The following is a 13,527-nucleotide window of genomic DNA, read 5'->3' as shown; positions in this document are numbered from 1 at the left end:
TCACCTCTGCGCTGGCGCAAATCGGCGCGGAGATCGACCATCAACCCCTGCGCAGCTCAGCGCTCGCGCGCATCATGCGCGAGACGTTTCATGGCAGTGATGCCGGCGGTGCCTGGGACTGGCGCATGGCCTACGACCTGATGCAGGCCGCGGCCATCCGGGTGCTGCTGCGGGAGGGCGGAGCGGCAGGTGACATTGCCACCGCAAAGCTCCTCGCCTCACGGCTCCTAGCCGAGACACGGCGGTCGGAGCAACAGATCCGGCTGCAGCAGTTTTCGACGCCTCTGACATTTGCCGCCTTGGCGGTGCGGGCGGCAGCCATTCGCAAGGGCGAGACTGTGCTGGAGCCCTCGGCGGGCGCCGGTGCCTTGGCTGCTTTCGCCGCCCGGGCCGGTGCCACGCTTTTGCTCAACGAGATCGACCCCTTTCGTCAGCGCCTCCTGCGCGCGGTCTTCGGCGGTGAGGTGACGGGTCACGATGGTGAGCATATCGATGATCTGCTGCAGGCGCCGGTTCTACCCGATGTCGTGGTGATGAACCCGCCCTTCGCCTCCTCGGTCGATCGCTCCTGGGACAAGCACATCGCCGCCAAGCATCTCATCGCGGCTGCCAAGCGCCTGGCACCGGGCGGCCGGCTGGTGGTAATCATGCCGCCGGGATTCACGCCCGAACGCGATGCCGCGCATTGGTCCCGCGCCCGCGGTCTCCTGACGCCGCGACTGGCGCTGACGATGCCGGGACAGGTCTATCGCAAGCTCGGCACCTCTGTCGAAACCCAACTCATGGTCTTCGACAAGGTGCAGGAGGACCGCGAGATGATCCGCGCCAGTGTGTGCGATCTGGACGAAGCCCTTCCTTTTGTCGACGCCGTGGCCGCAACCCGGCCCGAGATGCGCCCCGCCCAACGGGCAGAAGCGATCCCTCATGCTCGGCCGACCGTTCCATCATCTGCCCCGCGCAAGACCGCCGCTGCGCCTGTCGCCGCCTCCAAACCCCGGGCCAATGCCGTCCGTCCGCTCAGCTTTACACGCTTCGATGTCCCGCGCGACAACACGCCCGTCTCGAACATCTATGCGCGCTACCGTCCGCAGCGGATCGAGATCGCGGGTGCGCAGGAACATCCCACGCCGCTGGTCGAAAGCATCGCCATGGCTTCCGTGGCACCGCCCGTGCCCTCAGGCCGGGCCAGTGCGGAATTGCGCCTGCCTGCCAGGCTGATCGAGGAGGGACATCTCTCCGAGGCGCAGCTGGAAACCATCATCATGGCGCATGATGCCCATGGGCGTGATCTGCTGGGGCGGTTTACGATCGATGACGACCAGACCAAGCTAACGCGCGCCGATGATGACCCAGACGCACGTGCCTATCGCCTTGGCTATTTCCTCGGGGATGGCACCGGCTGCGGCAAGGGCCGCGAATGCGCGGGGCTCATTCTTGTCAACTGGCTGGCCGGGCGCCGCAAGGCGATCTGGGTCTCCAAATCCGCCACGCTTATCGAGGACGCGATCCGCGATTGGACCGATCTTGGCGGCTCGCCCGCCGACATCCAGCCGCTTTCCAAATGGAAACCGGACCAGCCCGTCCCGATGGGCGACGGTATCCTCTTCGTCACCTACGCCACGCTGCGCTCGGCGGGCAAATGCGGCACCACGCGGCTGCGCCAAATCCTCGACTGGATGGGCGAAGGCTTCGACGGCGTGCTGGCTTTTGATGAAGCGCATTCCATGCAGAACGCGGCCGGGTCAGCGCAGGGCAGGGGGGTCAAACCCTCGCAGCAGGGCCTTGCAGGTCTGCGCCTGCAACTGGCAGCACCCCGCGCTCGCGTTTTCTACATCTCGGCCACGGGTGCCACGAGCGTGCGCAACCTCGCCTATGCCGCGCGGCTTGGGCTCTGGGGGAAGGGCCCCGAATATCCCTTCCCGAGCCGAGAGAGCTTTGTGTCGGCGATGGAGGCAGGCGGTGTCGCCGCCATGGAGGTGGTCGCGCGCGATCTCAAGACGCTCGGCCTCTACACGGCCCGCGCCCTCAGCTTCGATGGCGTGGAATAAGATGTGCTGGAACACGCGCTCACCCCGGCCCAGATCGAGATCTACGATGCATACGCGATCTCGTTTCGGACGATTCATCAAAATCTCGACGCCGCGTTGACCGCCACTGGCGTCACGGACGCCTCGGGCGAGACCAATGCCTCGGCCGCTCGCGCCTCGGCCAAGTCTTGCTTCGAGAGCACGAAACAGCGCTTCTTCAACCATCTCCTGCTGGGCATGAAGGCCCCGACCATCATCCGCGCCATCGCGGACGATCTGGCGGCAGGCAACGCTTGCGTTATCTTGGTGGTCTCGACGGGTGAGAGCCTGCTGAAACGCCGGCTTGAAACGATGGACGCAGAAGACGAGCTCGTCGAGGGTGCCTTGACGCCGCGCGACTATGTTCTGGGCTATCTCGAACAATCCTTCCCTATCTACGCGCAAAAGCTCGTGGAGATTGTGAGATTAAGTAGATTAGGGTGTTTATGGTGCGGTTTTAGAGCCAGTGGTGATATAGGAATCCCTTTAGGTTTGATATCTGGTTCAAAATTCTAAAGTGAAAATCCGAATGAATGAGCAGCGTTTTGAAGTGACGGACCGAATGTAGCAGCGCCTTGCACCTCATCTGCCGAAGGCTGGCGATGCAGGAGCCGCCCGGGGCCCGGGAACAGATCCCGGGCGTCTCTTCCATCGGGCCGGGCAAGAACCAGAGATCATCCTAAGGTTTTTTGCCGCCTCTGGTAATGTTGAGGGATCTGCCTAAATCGTCATTATAACGGTGCTATGATCTGTTATATGTGCAAAATAGATACTTTATGCATATTACCCATGTGTTTTTTGGGGAAGGCAGTATTGGTCCTTGTAAAGCACGCGCGGGCGATGTCCGGCGATGTTTCTCTGACTGAGCACAGTGTAAGGAAATCAGGCTCTGCCTCAATCTGTGTGGCGAAACGGTAGCATTCTCGCCCGTAACAATTCTGGACCAGCTCGGCCATACATGGCGCGTTTGAGGGTCTTCAGGCGATTGATCTGACCTTCTGCTTGGCCGTTGCTCCATGGCATCTCTATGGCGTTTTTGACCGCATCGAAGTCCCGGTTCAAAGTGCGGGCAAAGCGCACGATGGGCGTCAGGTCGGTTTCGATCGCGTCGTCGATCCATGCAGGGAGCGGGTCTGCTGCGCGGCCACGTAGGATACCGCTGAACCGCATGGCGAGGCTGCGCATCGTTGCGAAGGAGGGCGCACCGGCCTTGAGCGCGTCGACTTTCCGCGCCTGATCCGCGGTGAGCTGTCCGCAGGGTTTGATGCACAGCGCGGCTGCGATGACCGGGGAAATCGCGTGCCCTGAGCACGCTTCTTCAGCTGCCTAAGCACCGTGTCTTCGCTGACCCCAAGGCCCAAACGGTGCAAGAGCCGCTCGGCAGGCCGCCCGCCAGCCGCATACCCAAGATGGCTGACAACCTCCCCGACACGCGAGGTGCGCCGCGCAAAAGGACGCGCAATCGAGGCGATCTGGTCCGAGAAAGTCCGGCGCGGGCAAGCGGGCGCCAAACATCGCCAGCGGCAAACCGCGAGATCAACTGTTACCCCGTCTCCATGCGCGGGATAATCCTGCAGCCGCCGACGCCGCCAGCCGTGACGTCGGCGTGAATGCAATCCACAGTCTGGGCAAATGCCGTTGGGTGCCAAGACGCCAGATACAATCCACCCGCCGGATTCACTTCGCTCAACGCTTTGAACGACAACATCGCTCCCGGGCGACCAGTGCTGCTTCGAACTCACAACTATCCCTCCTGCATTCTCCAGTTTCAGGATAGTTGCGCCACACAAAGTGAGGCAGAGCCCAATTAAGGGCTACGCGACACAAAGAAATGCGTCTTCTGCTCGATGCCGCCGATGACGACCACCGCCTCGCCAAAGTCGGCCTGGGCATGACCGAGCGGATGCGCCAACAGCACAAACATCTCGCGGCCGAGCCGTTCGCGCTGTCGCATGTAATCCTTCACGATCGTGTAGCCCCCGGTAAAGGCATCCAGCTTCGGTCGCTTGACCGGTGCCGACCGCCGATACCCGGGCGGAACCGAAAACGCCATCATCTTGGCTACGCTGTCGCGCGAGATGTTGAAATGCCGCGCCGCCTCACGCTGGCTCATGCCCTCAGCACAGGCCAGCCGAACCTTCCGATACAAATCCACAGTGAAAATCCTCCCGCCCTCCCTGTCACCAGAAAGGGTAAAGGTGGACGACTTTTACACCGCCCGCAGCAGGCTCATCCCGCCGCTACCGTGGCCGACTTTCGCACCGCCGTTCTCAGACCTCATCCATTTCGATCATCGGACGGACGAGGCCGTCAAAGCTGCCATGCTGCACTGTCTTGGGGAGACGGAGGCCAAAAATCTTCAACAGCCCGCGCACTTCATTTGCGAGATCGATTGTCTTGTAGAGCAATGCTTTTCGGGTGCTGAGCAAGGCCCGCACGCCATGTGCTTCCCGGCTCTTCATGTGGACCGGGCTGAACCAGCCGGTGCGCAGAACATAGGCAATCCCACGCTCGTCCAGCAAGACCGCAAATGGACACCAAAAATAGCTTGATCAAGACGGATACCCTAAGATCTGGCCCGCCACATGAACCATGTCGGAACGAGTGCAAAAACGAAGATCCCGAAGACAACCATGAAGCCATCCTGAAATGCAGCGTTTGACGACTGAATCACCACAGTCTGTCCGAGGAAAGATACGGCCGCAGGCAAGAGTTGCATGTCGGGCAGCCCTGACGCGTGCATCAAGCCCGCCACCTCTCGCAGAAGTTCCACGGTGGTGGAATTGTCGCTGGTCTGTGTCGCGGCAAAAGCATCCGCATGCATGACCGTCCGACGCTCGATGAACACTGTGAGCAAGTTTACTCCGAAGGCTCCGCCCAACTGCCTGATAAAGTTTGACGCCCCGGAGCCCTGTCCCAGGAGATGCCGCGGCAGCGCTTGCAGGGATCCAGATGAAATCGCCGGGAACACCAATCCCAGACCCACCCGGGAGATCACGGTCCACCACGCAAGCGTCCAGAAGGTTGTGTTGATGTTTGCATCCGCCATCAACCACGACGACCAAGCGAAAATCGCCATGCCGATGCCGATCAGGATTGCGGTTGGAACCCTGTCGGAAAGGCGTCCTGCGATCGGAAAGACGATCAGCATCACAAAGCCGGAGGGCATCAGCAGAAGGCCCGCTTGCGTCGGAGTCATGCCTTGGATCTGCTGGACGAAGACCGGCAAGAGATAGGTCGAGCCAAAAAGCCCTGCCCCCATGATGAAGGATACCACCGAAGCTGAAACGAAGGCGAAATTGGCAAATAGCCGCATGTCAAGCATGGGTTTGTCGGTGTGCAATTCCCACAGGATGAAAACTACGACCGAGACGGCGGACACCCCGAAGCCCAGAAGTGTCATATTCGAATCCCATCCCAGCCGCTGAGCGTTTGACAATGTGCTCAGAAGGAAGGCGAGAAAGACCGCCAGAGTCGCAACACCTAAAAAGTCAAAGGCTGGAAGCGGCCCACTCTGCTCGCGGCCCGGCAGGAAGATGTTCGACAGCAGGATGGCGATCCCGGCGAAGGGAAGGCCAAGGTAAAAGACGAAGCGCCAGTCAAAGGCATCCATCAACACGCCACCGATCCAAGGCCCCAAGGCGGGGGCCAGCACCACGCCCACGCCGTAGATCCCCATCGCAGCGCCGCGTTTGTCGGGTGGGAAGACCTTGAACAGCATGATCATTGCAAGCGGCTGAACAATTCCCGCTGCCGCGCCCTGCACGACGCGCGCCAGGGTCAGGACAGTCTCATTCGGGGCGAGGCCACCGACGACCGAACCGACGAGAAAGACGCCCATCGCGACATTCATGGTGAGCCGCATCCCGAAGGCCCGATCAGCCCAATCTGCCAGGAGCATCGTAGCGGTCATGGCCGCGAGGAAGCCCGTGGAAATCCATTGTGCCTGCACCGCGCTGATGCCGAAAGCACCCATGACCGCCGGGATGGCGACGTTCACAATGGTGGTCGAGAGAACCACTGAGATGGTCGCCACCATGATCGTGCCGGTCGCAAACCACTTGTAGGCAGGGCCGAACCTCTCGAAATAGCGCTCAACCTGCGACATCGACATAAATCTCAACCATCATTCCAGGCCGCATTTCCATACCTTCGGCATCGATCGAGACACGGATCGGCAGCCGCTGGGTGACTTTGGTGAAGTTGCCCGATGGGTTCGGACTGGGAAGCAGGGCAAGCTGACTCGTTGCAGCGCCACCCAGACCGATCACCTCACCCTCGAATGTCCGACCGGGAAACGCATCCACGGTAATGGTGGCTGCGGACCCCACCCGGAGTTTGGAAAACTCCGTTTCCTTGACATTGGCGTCGATCCAGATGTTCTCGGGCGCGTGATACATCAACAGTCTGGTGCCTGGGGTGACGTATTCGCCGACATCAACGAAAGTTGCATCAACGATGCCGTCAACGCTGGTGACAACCCTACGATGCTCAAGGTCGATTTCCTTGAGACGCCTTTCCGCCTCGATCCCGGTGCGCCCGGCCCTGACAGAGTCGATCTGGGCGTCCAAGACGGCGATCTGGGCTGCATCCGCTTCGACGATTGCAAGATTTGCCCGTGCAGTTTCGATTGCCGCATAGGCTGCGCGCTCCTGTTGCGTTGCCGAATCCAGGACCATAGTCACTTCGTCGAGCGCCTGTTGCGAAGACACATTCTGCTCAGCAAGCTTCGCCACTCGGTCGTGTCGGGTTTGCGTATTCCGCAGGACGGCGAGCGCTGATGCATGATTTGCAACGGCAACCGCGATACCAGCGGTGGCCGCGTCCCGCCGCGCAGCAAGCTGCGCGTTAAGCATGTACTTGCGTTTCTCCAGTTCATCAAGTTGAGCGTCTGTTGCGGCGAGCTTTGCGATGACAGCTGCGAGTTGAGATTGTGATGATTCCGTGTCGATCGACGCAAGAACGTCACCCGCGGCCACACAATCTCCGACGAGCACTGGAAGTTCAGTAACGCGTCCAGCGACTTCGCTCGATACGGTCACGACGGTGGCTGCGATGCGGGCATCGTTGATATGAACTTGAGTGAAGCGAGCAATAATCCATGGCGTCCCCAGCCAGACAACAGCGCCGATAACCACTGCCGTGAGCGCGAGCCGGGTCCATCTCACCCGGCTACGCCGTGCAGCAGACTTGGGGGGAGCCGGTGTATCGGCCTCATCTTTCTCCAAAGTGGACGGTGCCGCCGGGTTGATCTCATCCATTTTCGTCATTACCCATCTTCTCCAGCCGGGTTGCAATCTGCTCCAGTACCTTGGTCGCAGTGAGAAGATCATCAGCCGGAATTTCTTCAAGAATTTCCGAGCGATTGCTCGCGGCGATCAACTTCATCCTCTCAAGAAGTACAATCGCAGGTTCGGTCAGGACCAATTTCTTTGCGCGCCTGTCCTCGGGACTTGGATGGCGCTCGACGAGCCCCATCGTTTCCAGACCGTCCAGCAAGCGCACCAGCGTCGCCCCTTCAATGCCGAGGATGCGTGCCAGTTCGATCTGGGTTGTATCCTGGTGCCGGGACAGTTCCAGGATCACACCCCAACGCGCCTGAGAAAGATCCAAGTGGCGAAACTGCGCGTCGAGTCTGCGCTTCCATTGACGAGACACGCTTGCAAGAGCGCGCGTAAAGGTCTCGGCCAAGTCTGGTGTAACGGTCATCGACCCATGTCTCTGGATGTCTTGCTAATTATTGCTTTGCTAATTATTATGAAGACACCCATATTTCAAGTCCCATTCCAAAACAGGAGAACAAGCCGTGTATGCCAAGATCCTGCTCTGCTATGATGGCTCTCGGGAGGGGCGACTGGCCCTGCGAGAAGGAGCGCGCCTTGCGCAGATCACGGGCGCAAACGTGACCTTGCTGGCAGTGGTCGAGACCGGCTCGGGCAATGCTTATGCGATTGGGGCGGATGCCATCGCACTTGGCCAACTGCAGCGCGATCTGCAGGAAATCCTCGAAGAGGGCCGCAAGAGACTGACGGAGATGGGGCTTTCTCCTCAGGTCCAGCTTGCGTTCGGCGACCCGGTTGTAACCATCACCAGAGTGTCCGTCGAGACCGAGGCGGATCTTGTCGTCGTCGGACACCATCAGCACGGCTTCTGGACGCGCTGGCTAAGCCGCTCGATTGCCGCCGAACTGGGTGACAGCCTCGGATGCAGTCTGTTGTTGGCTCAAAAGACTATTGAGGATCCAGAACTTTTCCAGAACCGCTAATCACAAGACAAGGCCTGTACGGGAAACTACTCGATTCAGCTAAGCAAGTTGCGGAAACGGAGCGGTGCGATAGTGAACATCACAGTGCCAATCAGCTAAAGGTGCAACTGCGGCCATCTCGGGTCCTTTCCGGCTGAGTGCAAGATCGTACGTTAGGCAGCTAGCACGCGTCTTCCGTTGTCCCTGAGCTCCCCGTTAGAGCCGACAGATCGGAATCCGAGCTCGTGGGCGAGCTGCGCGACGGAGGTATCGTGGTTTGACATGGCCGCCTGCGCAAGGTGCACTTTGGCTTTGGTCAGCGCGAATTTTCGGCCCACTTTTCGCTCTCACGACCGGGCGGCTTTGAGGCCCGCGACAGTGCCCTCCCAGATCGGATTCCATCATGACAATCGCGGCGCCGACCAAAAATGCGCTCGATCAGCGATCATGCACAGGAAACGGTGCTGCGTAGCTTTCTTCTCGTCCAGTTGAACCAAGTCTTGTAATCCGACATGTGCACTAGCATGGATCACCCGTTTTATTCCACAATCGAAATAAAAACGGTTGAGCGTCGTGATCGTGTTTTCGTCCGGGGTGCGTATCAACATCATCGCATGGGTCTGAACTGCCATTTCACCCGCCATCGGGCGCCAGCGCTGAGCGGTTCCGGCGAATTTCCGGCCCATAACGGTTATGTTAAACCGGCCATCACAAAAGGCACCCGCCACAGATCCGTGGCAAGAGCTTATGCCTGCCTGGGAAAGTGCCTCGCGGATCGGAGAGGTAAGTTGCCTGTAGGCATCCTCAAGCCCGGAAGCTGTGCCCAGAGGCGCGCGGAACAACAACGACAAGTTCACAATTTCAGGACCCTGCGGCACCAGATCGCCGCCTGTGGCACGCAGATGGACCGGCCAACCTGCCTCGTTAGCGCGTGAATATGCGCGCTTAAAATTGGGATGTCGGCTTAGGCTTGCGGGCGCAACCAGCGCGCGCTCGCAGGACCAAAGCAGAGCAGCAGCACCAGCGCGTCCGCCCGCAATGTCGGCCAAGCGCGCGGCTTCCCACTCCAGTGCGTCGGCAAGCGCCAATTCTCGCATCGGACTGTCCAGCGCTGTCATGGTCAAGCAATCGTCCCGATCACGTCCCCCTTGCGCACGATGTCGTTGTCCTGTTTCGTGATCGTCAGAACGCCATCGGCAGGCGCGGTCACCTCAAACTGCGATTTCTCAACCATGATTTCGGCGATCAACGCCCCCTTGCGCACATTTGATCCGTCACTTGCCAGCCAGTTGGTTATGACGGCTTCCATACCGTCATCCTGCCAAAGGTCTCTCGGCACCTTCACGTCGGTCACCATGCATTCGCTCCTGTACTTGCGACGAAATTCTACATCTTGCGATAGGCGGCGACAATCTTGTCAGGATTGGGCAGGCAAAACTGCTCCATATGCCTCGCATAGGGGATCGGCACGTCTGGAAAGGTCACACGGGCAGGCGATGCCTTTAGCTTCGAGATATCGTGCTCGGTCACGGTCGCGATGATCTCACCCGACACGCCATAGCTGTGGTAATCCTCATCAACCACGATCAAACGACCGGTTTTGGCAACTGAATTGATCACCGTCTCCCGATCCAGCGGGACCAGCGAAACCAGATCGACAACCTCGGCGCTGATACCATCCTCCGCCAGTTTGTCGGCGGCTTTCAGCGCGTTATGCACACCCATGGCAAGGCCGACCAGCGTCACATCGGTGCCCTTTCGCACCACTTTGGCCTTGCCGATCTCGACGGTGTATTCTTCTTCGGGCGTGTTCACGGTTGCACCAGCTTCGGTGCCCAGCCAGCCCATGCCCTGCAACCCCTTGTGGAACATGTAGACCACCGGATTGTCGTCGCGGATCGCGGCGGTCATCAGCCCCTTGGCGTCATAGGCGTTCGAGGGCGACACAACCTTCATGCCCGGCAGATGCGCGAAGGTGCCGTAAAGACATTGCGAATGCTGGCCCGCATCCGAATAGCCGCCCCCCGTCGAAGTCATCAGTACCATTGGAACGGATGCGTTCCCGCCCGAGAAATAGGTGTTCTTGGCCATCTGATTGTAGATCGCGTCAAAGCAGACGCCGAAGAAATCGACGAACATCAGTTCGACGACAGGCCGCATACCGTCCATCGCCGCGCCCACGGCGGCGCTGATAAAGCCGGTTTCAGAGATCGGGGTGTCGCGCACGCGCTCTTTGCCGAATTCCTCGAACAGGCCGCGGGTATTGCCGAAGATACCGCCGAAGCCGCCGATATCCTCGCCCATCACAAAGACAGTGGGGTCACGTTGCATCTCTTGCTGCATCGCCTCGGCCATCGCACGCGCTATGGTCAGACGGCGTTCGTTTGTTGGCTGGTCAAGCATGGGTCAAATCCTTTCATGCCACAGATTTTTGGAGGTCGGAAAATCAAACAAAAACGGCGGTCAACGCATCGGTTTCCGGCGCATATTCGCTGTCGCGGGCAAAGGAGATCGCTTCGGCCACGCGGGCCTCGGCGCGCTTTTCCAGCATGTCCAGGCTCTCGGCAGCGTGGCCCTCGGCGATCAGGCGTTCGCGCATTTTGGGGATCGGATCCTTGGCAAACAGCGCTTCCTTCTCACCCTTCGGGCGATATTGCTCTGCATCGCCCATGAAATGCCCTGCCAACCGATAGGTTTCCACCTCGATCAGCGTCGGCCCCTTGCCTTCTCGCGCCCGCGCAATGGCCTCACCTGCGATGTTGAAAATCGCATAAGGGTCGTTGCCGGGAATGTAATGCCCCGGCATGTCATAGCCTGCTGCGCGCACGTCATTGCGGGCCACCGCCGTGACTTCGGACTTGGGAACCGAAATACCCCAGGAATTGTCCTCGATCACGAAAACAACCGGAAGGTTCCAAGCCCCGGCAAGGTTGAGCGCTTCGTGAAATGCCCCTTGGTTCGCGGCCCCTTCGCCTAGGAATGCAACCGCGACTCCCGGTTTGTTCTGCATCTTGCGCGACAGGGCCGCCCCGCAAGCAGGGCCGCAACTTTCACCGATGATGCCCGAGCATGAAAAATTCACTGCCGGGTCGATCAAGTGCATGTGTCCGCCCCGCCCGCCAGACAGGCCGGTCGATTTGCCAAAAATCTCGGCGGCCATTTTTTTCAGATCAACACCCTTGGCTATTGCCTGGTGGTGGGGGCGGTGGGTTGCGGTCACGATATCATTGGCATCCAGATGCGCACAAACGCCCACCGCGACCGGCTCTTGCCCGTTTGACAGGTGCATTTCACCTGGGATCGGGCCGCTGGCCATGTTGAACGCGGGAGTCTTGCCTTCAAGATAGATCTTCTCGATCGCTTCTTCGAAGCGGCGGCTGACCACCATGGTTTCATACATCCATAGTGATTGCTCTTTCGTCGGTTTCATGTGTGTCCTCCGATCAGTAGCTTTCGTGTGAGCGCGCGAACCCGTTTACAATAAACGGCATCCGGCAGTCCGCTTTGATATAGGTCATTGCAGACTGCCGCGGCGTCATCTCTTTCCTGTTAAATCGCGTATTGCTCGCGTGCGAATTTCCCGATTCCGGCTGCGTCCAATGCAGACAGCGGCGCAAGGAATGTCACCTGAATGACGCCCGGCGCACGACCGATTTCGATAGCCCCGTTAATGGTGGCACGGTTTCGCACCTCGGGGACCGTCATGCCAAGCAGATCGGCGGTGCGGGCCAGCCCGTTCTCGATCGCCTGATTTAGTGTCGGGCCAGTGCCGATAACCGAGATCGGAGCCGTTTCCTCCAACTGGTCGATATCCCATTCCCGCGCCAGTGCGATGGCTTTCGCCTTTTCATCGGCGCTGAAGGGTCGCGCCATGGGGGGCAGATCGTCAAGCCAGGGAAACAGAACCGGACCTGCAAGGGTGCGCCCCTTGATCACCTCGACTTGCAATGTGACGCTGCCAGCCACATCCATCGTGTGCCCCGCGATCTCGCCATCGCCCTGCCCCGCATGCATGTCGCCGATATAGACGCCCGCCCCCGGCACCTTGACCGGAGTCAGCAGAATCGCGCCATCGCGCACCGCATCGATATCCATGTGCCCGTCTGTGCGATGCTCATCCAACTGCTCAGCCGTCACCGCGTATTGGTGCGGGGCGCCAATCAAGGTCGAGCCAAAATCACCCGCATTATGCGAGTCTGGCAACGGCATCGACGGCGTCGTGCCCAGTTGCCCGAGAAACGGTCGCATCCGCACCATCACTGCGGGTATGTCAGAGGGCGCATAGACGAGGATGGGGTGCTGAACGGAATGATCGGGCAGCGCTGCGTAATGTTCGGCATTATGCGCAATCTTCTCGGCCGCCTTCTTGGGCATGGTCACTCCGACACTGCGGGTCTCGTCGAACACGACGGTATATCCGTGAACCACTGTCGCATTTTCTTCATCATTTCAGCGCATGATTATATCGTGATTTCTGGATAATACCGCGATATCGCACATCATTTTTTCGCGTGGGGCTTCAATTTTGGTTCCGTATTTCAGCAAGTAGCAGCCCTGTTGGCGCACGGCCCAGCCGGTCTCGAAAGTTTCATATCGATGACGTCCGGCGAAGGGCATGCCTCGGATAAACCGTGGGCCAAGGCAACGCGTATCGCGCGTGAGCTGGATCAGGTTCTTGACGGAGCAGCGCCGGTGCGTGAGGCCGTGTTGCGCGCGGCATCCGAGTTGCGGCTCTCGACCCGCCAAGTCTACAACTATCTGGCGCGGTATCGAGAAGAGCGCAGGGTATCGTCCCTGCTGCTGCGAACGAGCGGAACAAGGAAATCAAGGATCAGCCTCGCGGTCGAGAGCATCATCGCGATGACCCTGAGGGAGATGTGGTTGCGTCCTGAGCAGCCGGACCTCGCACCGATCGTTGAAGAGATCCGCGCCCGCTGCGCACAGGAAGGGCATACTCCGCCCGCCTATGTCACTGTCGCCCGGCGCATCCCCATCCTGTTCATCCCGGAAGAAATTGCCCGCCGCCACCTGTCAGACAGTAAACACCTGCACCGGTTGAAGGCGCGACCGGACTACATCCGGGCAGACCACGCGCTCGACGTTGTCCAGATCGATCACACGCCGGCAGACATCCATTTTGTCGAGGTGATTGATGACTGCGGCGTCTTCGTTGGTCGCCCCTATCTGACCATCTCTGCAGATGTGGCCACGAGCGCT

At 59.7% G+C, this 13,527-nt stretch carries 11 protein-coding genes and 5 pseudogenes; 3 read left to right on the top strand and 13 right to left on the bottom strand.

Annotated features, from left to right (window positions below):
• Positions 1 to 2,582 (top strand): annotated as a pseudogene (locus tag K7H22_RS19465) (strawberry notch-like NTP hydrolase domain-containing protein); the annotation flags it as partial.
• 378 nt (positions 2,583 to 2,960) lie between these two features.
• On the opposite strand, the gene K7H22_RS20295 reads toward K7H22_RS19465, so the two are convergent.
• From K7H22_RS20295 to K7H22_RS19435, 7 genes and pseudogenes are all read right to left on the bottom strand, one after another.
• The gene (locus tag K7H22_RS20295; RefSeq protein WP_419248199.1) at positions 2,961 to 3,332 is read right to left on the bottom strand and encodes an ISL3 family transposase; all 372 of its coding nucleotides are present in this window, start codon (positions 3,330 to 3,332) and stop codon (positions 2,961 to 2,963) included.
• Positions 3,333 to 3,634: 302 nt separating this feature from the next.
• A pseudogene (locus K7H22_RS20290) lies at positions 3,635 to 3,808 on the bottom strand (hypothetical protein); the annotation flags it as partial.
• A 68-nt stretch (positions 3,809 to 3,876) separates the two neighbouring features.
• A pseudogene (locus K7H22_RS19455) lies at positions 3,877 to 4,221 on the bottom strand (helix-turn-helix domain-containing protein); the annotation flags it as partial.
• Positions 4,222 to 4,336: 115 nt separating this feature from the next.
• Positions 4,337 to 4,588, bottom strand: a complete 252-nt coding sequence (locus tag K7H22_RS19450) for a hypothetical protein (RefSeq protein ID WP_230802477.1) — start codon at positions 4,586 to 4,588, stop codon at positions 4,337 to 4,339.
• A 44-nt stretch (positions 4,589 to 4,632) separates the two neighbouring features.
• On the bottom strand, positions 4,633 to 6,174 hold the full coding sequence (locus K7H22_RS19445; protein WP_230802476.1) for a DHA2 family efflux MFS transporter permease subunit: 1,542 nt from the start codon (positions 6,172 to 6,174) through the stop codon (positions 4,633 to 4,635).
• Positions 6,161 to 7,336 carry an HlyD family secretion protein gene (locus tag K7H22_RS19440; RefSeq protein ID WP_230802475.1) on the bottom strand — a complete coding sequence of 392 codons (1,176 nt, stop codon included), beginning with the start codon at positions 7,334 to 7,336 and terminating at the stop codon, positions 6,161 to 6,163. The genes K7H22_RS19445 and K7H22_RS19440 overlap by 14 nt, the downstream gene beginning before the upstream one ends.
• Positions 7,320 to 7,775 carry a MarR family winged helix-turn-helix transcriptional regulator gene (locus K7H22_RS19435; RefSeq protein ID WP_230802474.1) on the bottom strand — a complete coding sequence of 152 codons (456 nt, stop codon included), beginning with the start codon at positions 7,773 to 7,775 and terminating at the stop codon, positions 7,320 to 7,322. The genes K7H22_RS19440 and K7H22_RS19435 overlap by 17 nt, the downstream gene beginning before the upstream one ends.
• Before the next feature lie 97 nt (positions 7,776 to 7,872).
• On the opposite strand from K7H22_RS19435, the gene K7H22_RS19430 reads away from it, so the two are divergent.
• The gene (locus tag K7H22_RS19430; protein WP_230802473.1) at positions 7,873 to 8,331 is read left to right on the top strand and encodes a universal stress protein; all 459 of its coding nucleotides are present in this window, start codon (positions 7,873 to 7,875) and stop codon (positions 8,329 to 8,331) included.
• Between the two features lie 152 nt (positions 8,332 to 8,483).
• Here the strand turns inward: K7H22_RS19430 and K7H22_RS20195 are convergent.
• The 6 genes and pseudogenes from K7H22_RS20195 to K7H22_RS19405 all read right to left on the bottom strand — a co-directional run.
• A pseudogene (locus tag K7H22_RS20195) lies at positions 8,484 to 8,702 on the bottom strand (transposon DNA-invertase); the annotation flags it as partial.
• Between the two features lie 9 nt (positions 8,703 to 8,711).
• Positions 8,712 to 9,428, bottom strand: a complete 717-nt coding sequence (locus K7H22_RS19425; protein WP_419248198.1) for a lipoyl protein ligase domain-containing protein — start codon at positions 9,426 to 9,428, stop codon at positions 8,712 to 8,714.
• 2 nt (positions 9,429 to 9,430) lie between these two features.
• Positions 9,431 to 9,667: a lipoyl domain-containing protein gene (locus tag K7H22_RS19420; protein WP_230802471.1), complete on the bottom strand. Its 237-nt coding sequence runs from the start codon at positions 9,665 to 9,667 to the stop codon at positions 9,431 to 9,433.
• 29 nt (positions 9,668 to 9,696) lie between these two features.
• Positions 9,697 to 10,713, bottom strand: coding sequence for an alpha-ketoacid dehydrogenase subunit beta (locus K7H22_RS19415; RefSeq protein WP_230802470.1), 1,017 nt, complete (start codon positions 10,711 to 10,713; stop codon positions 9,697 to 9,699).
• A gap of 43 nt (positions 10,714 to 10,756) precedes the next feature.
• Positions 10,757 to 11,740: a thiamine pyrophosphate-dependent dehydrogenase E1 component subunit alpha gene (locus K7H22_RS19410; protein ID WP_230802469.1), complete on the bottom strand. Its 984-nt coding sequence runs from the start codon at positions 11,738 to 11,740 to the stop codon at positions 10,757 to 10,759.
• Between the two features lie 119 nt (positions 11,741 to 11,859).
• Positions 11,860 to 12,738, bottom strand: coding sequence for an acetamidase/formamidase family protein (locus tag K7H22_RS19405; RefSeq protein ID WP_230802468.1), 879 nt, complete (start codon positions 12,736 to 12,738; stop codon positions 11,860 to 11,862).
• 168 nt (positions 12,739 to 12,906) lie between these two features.
• Here K7H22_RS19405 and K7H22_RS19400 point away from each other — a divergent pair.
• Positions 12,907 to 13,527, top strand: a pseudogene (locus K7H22_RS19400) (transposase); the annotation flags it as partial.

It is taken from the genome of Seohaeicola saemankumensis (assembly GCF_021021435.1).
Taxonomy (GTDB): Bacteria; Pseudomonadota; Alphaproteobacteria; order Rhodobacterales; family Rhodobacteraceae; genus Seohaeicola.
This window is presented reverse-complemented; position numbering and strand designations above follow the sequence as displayed.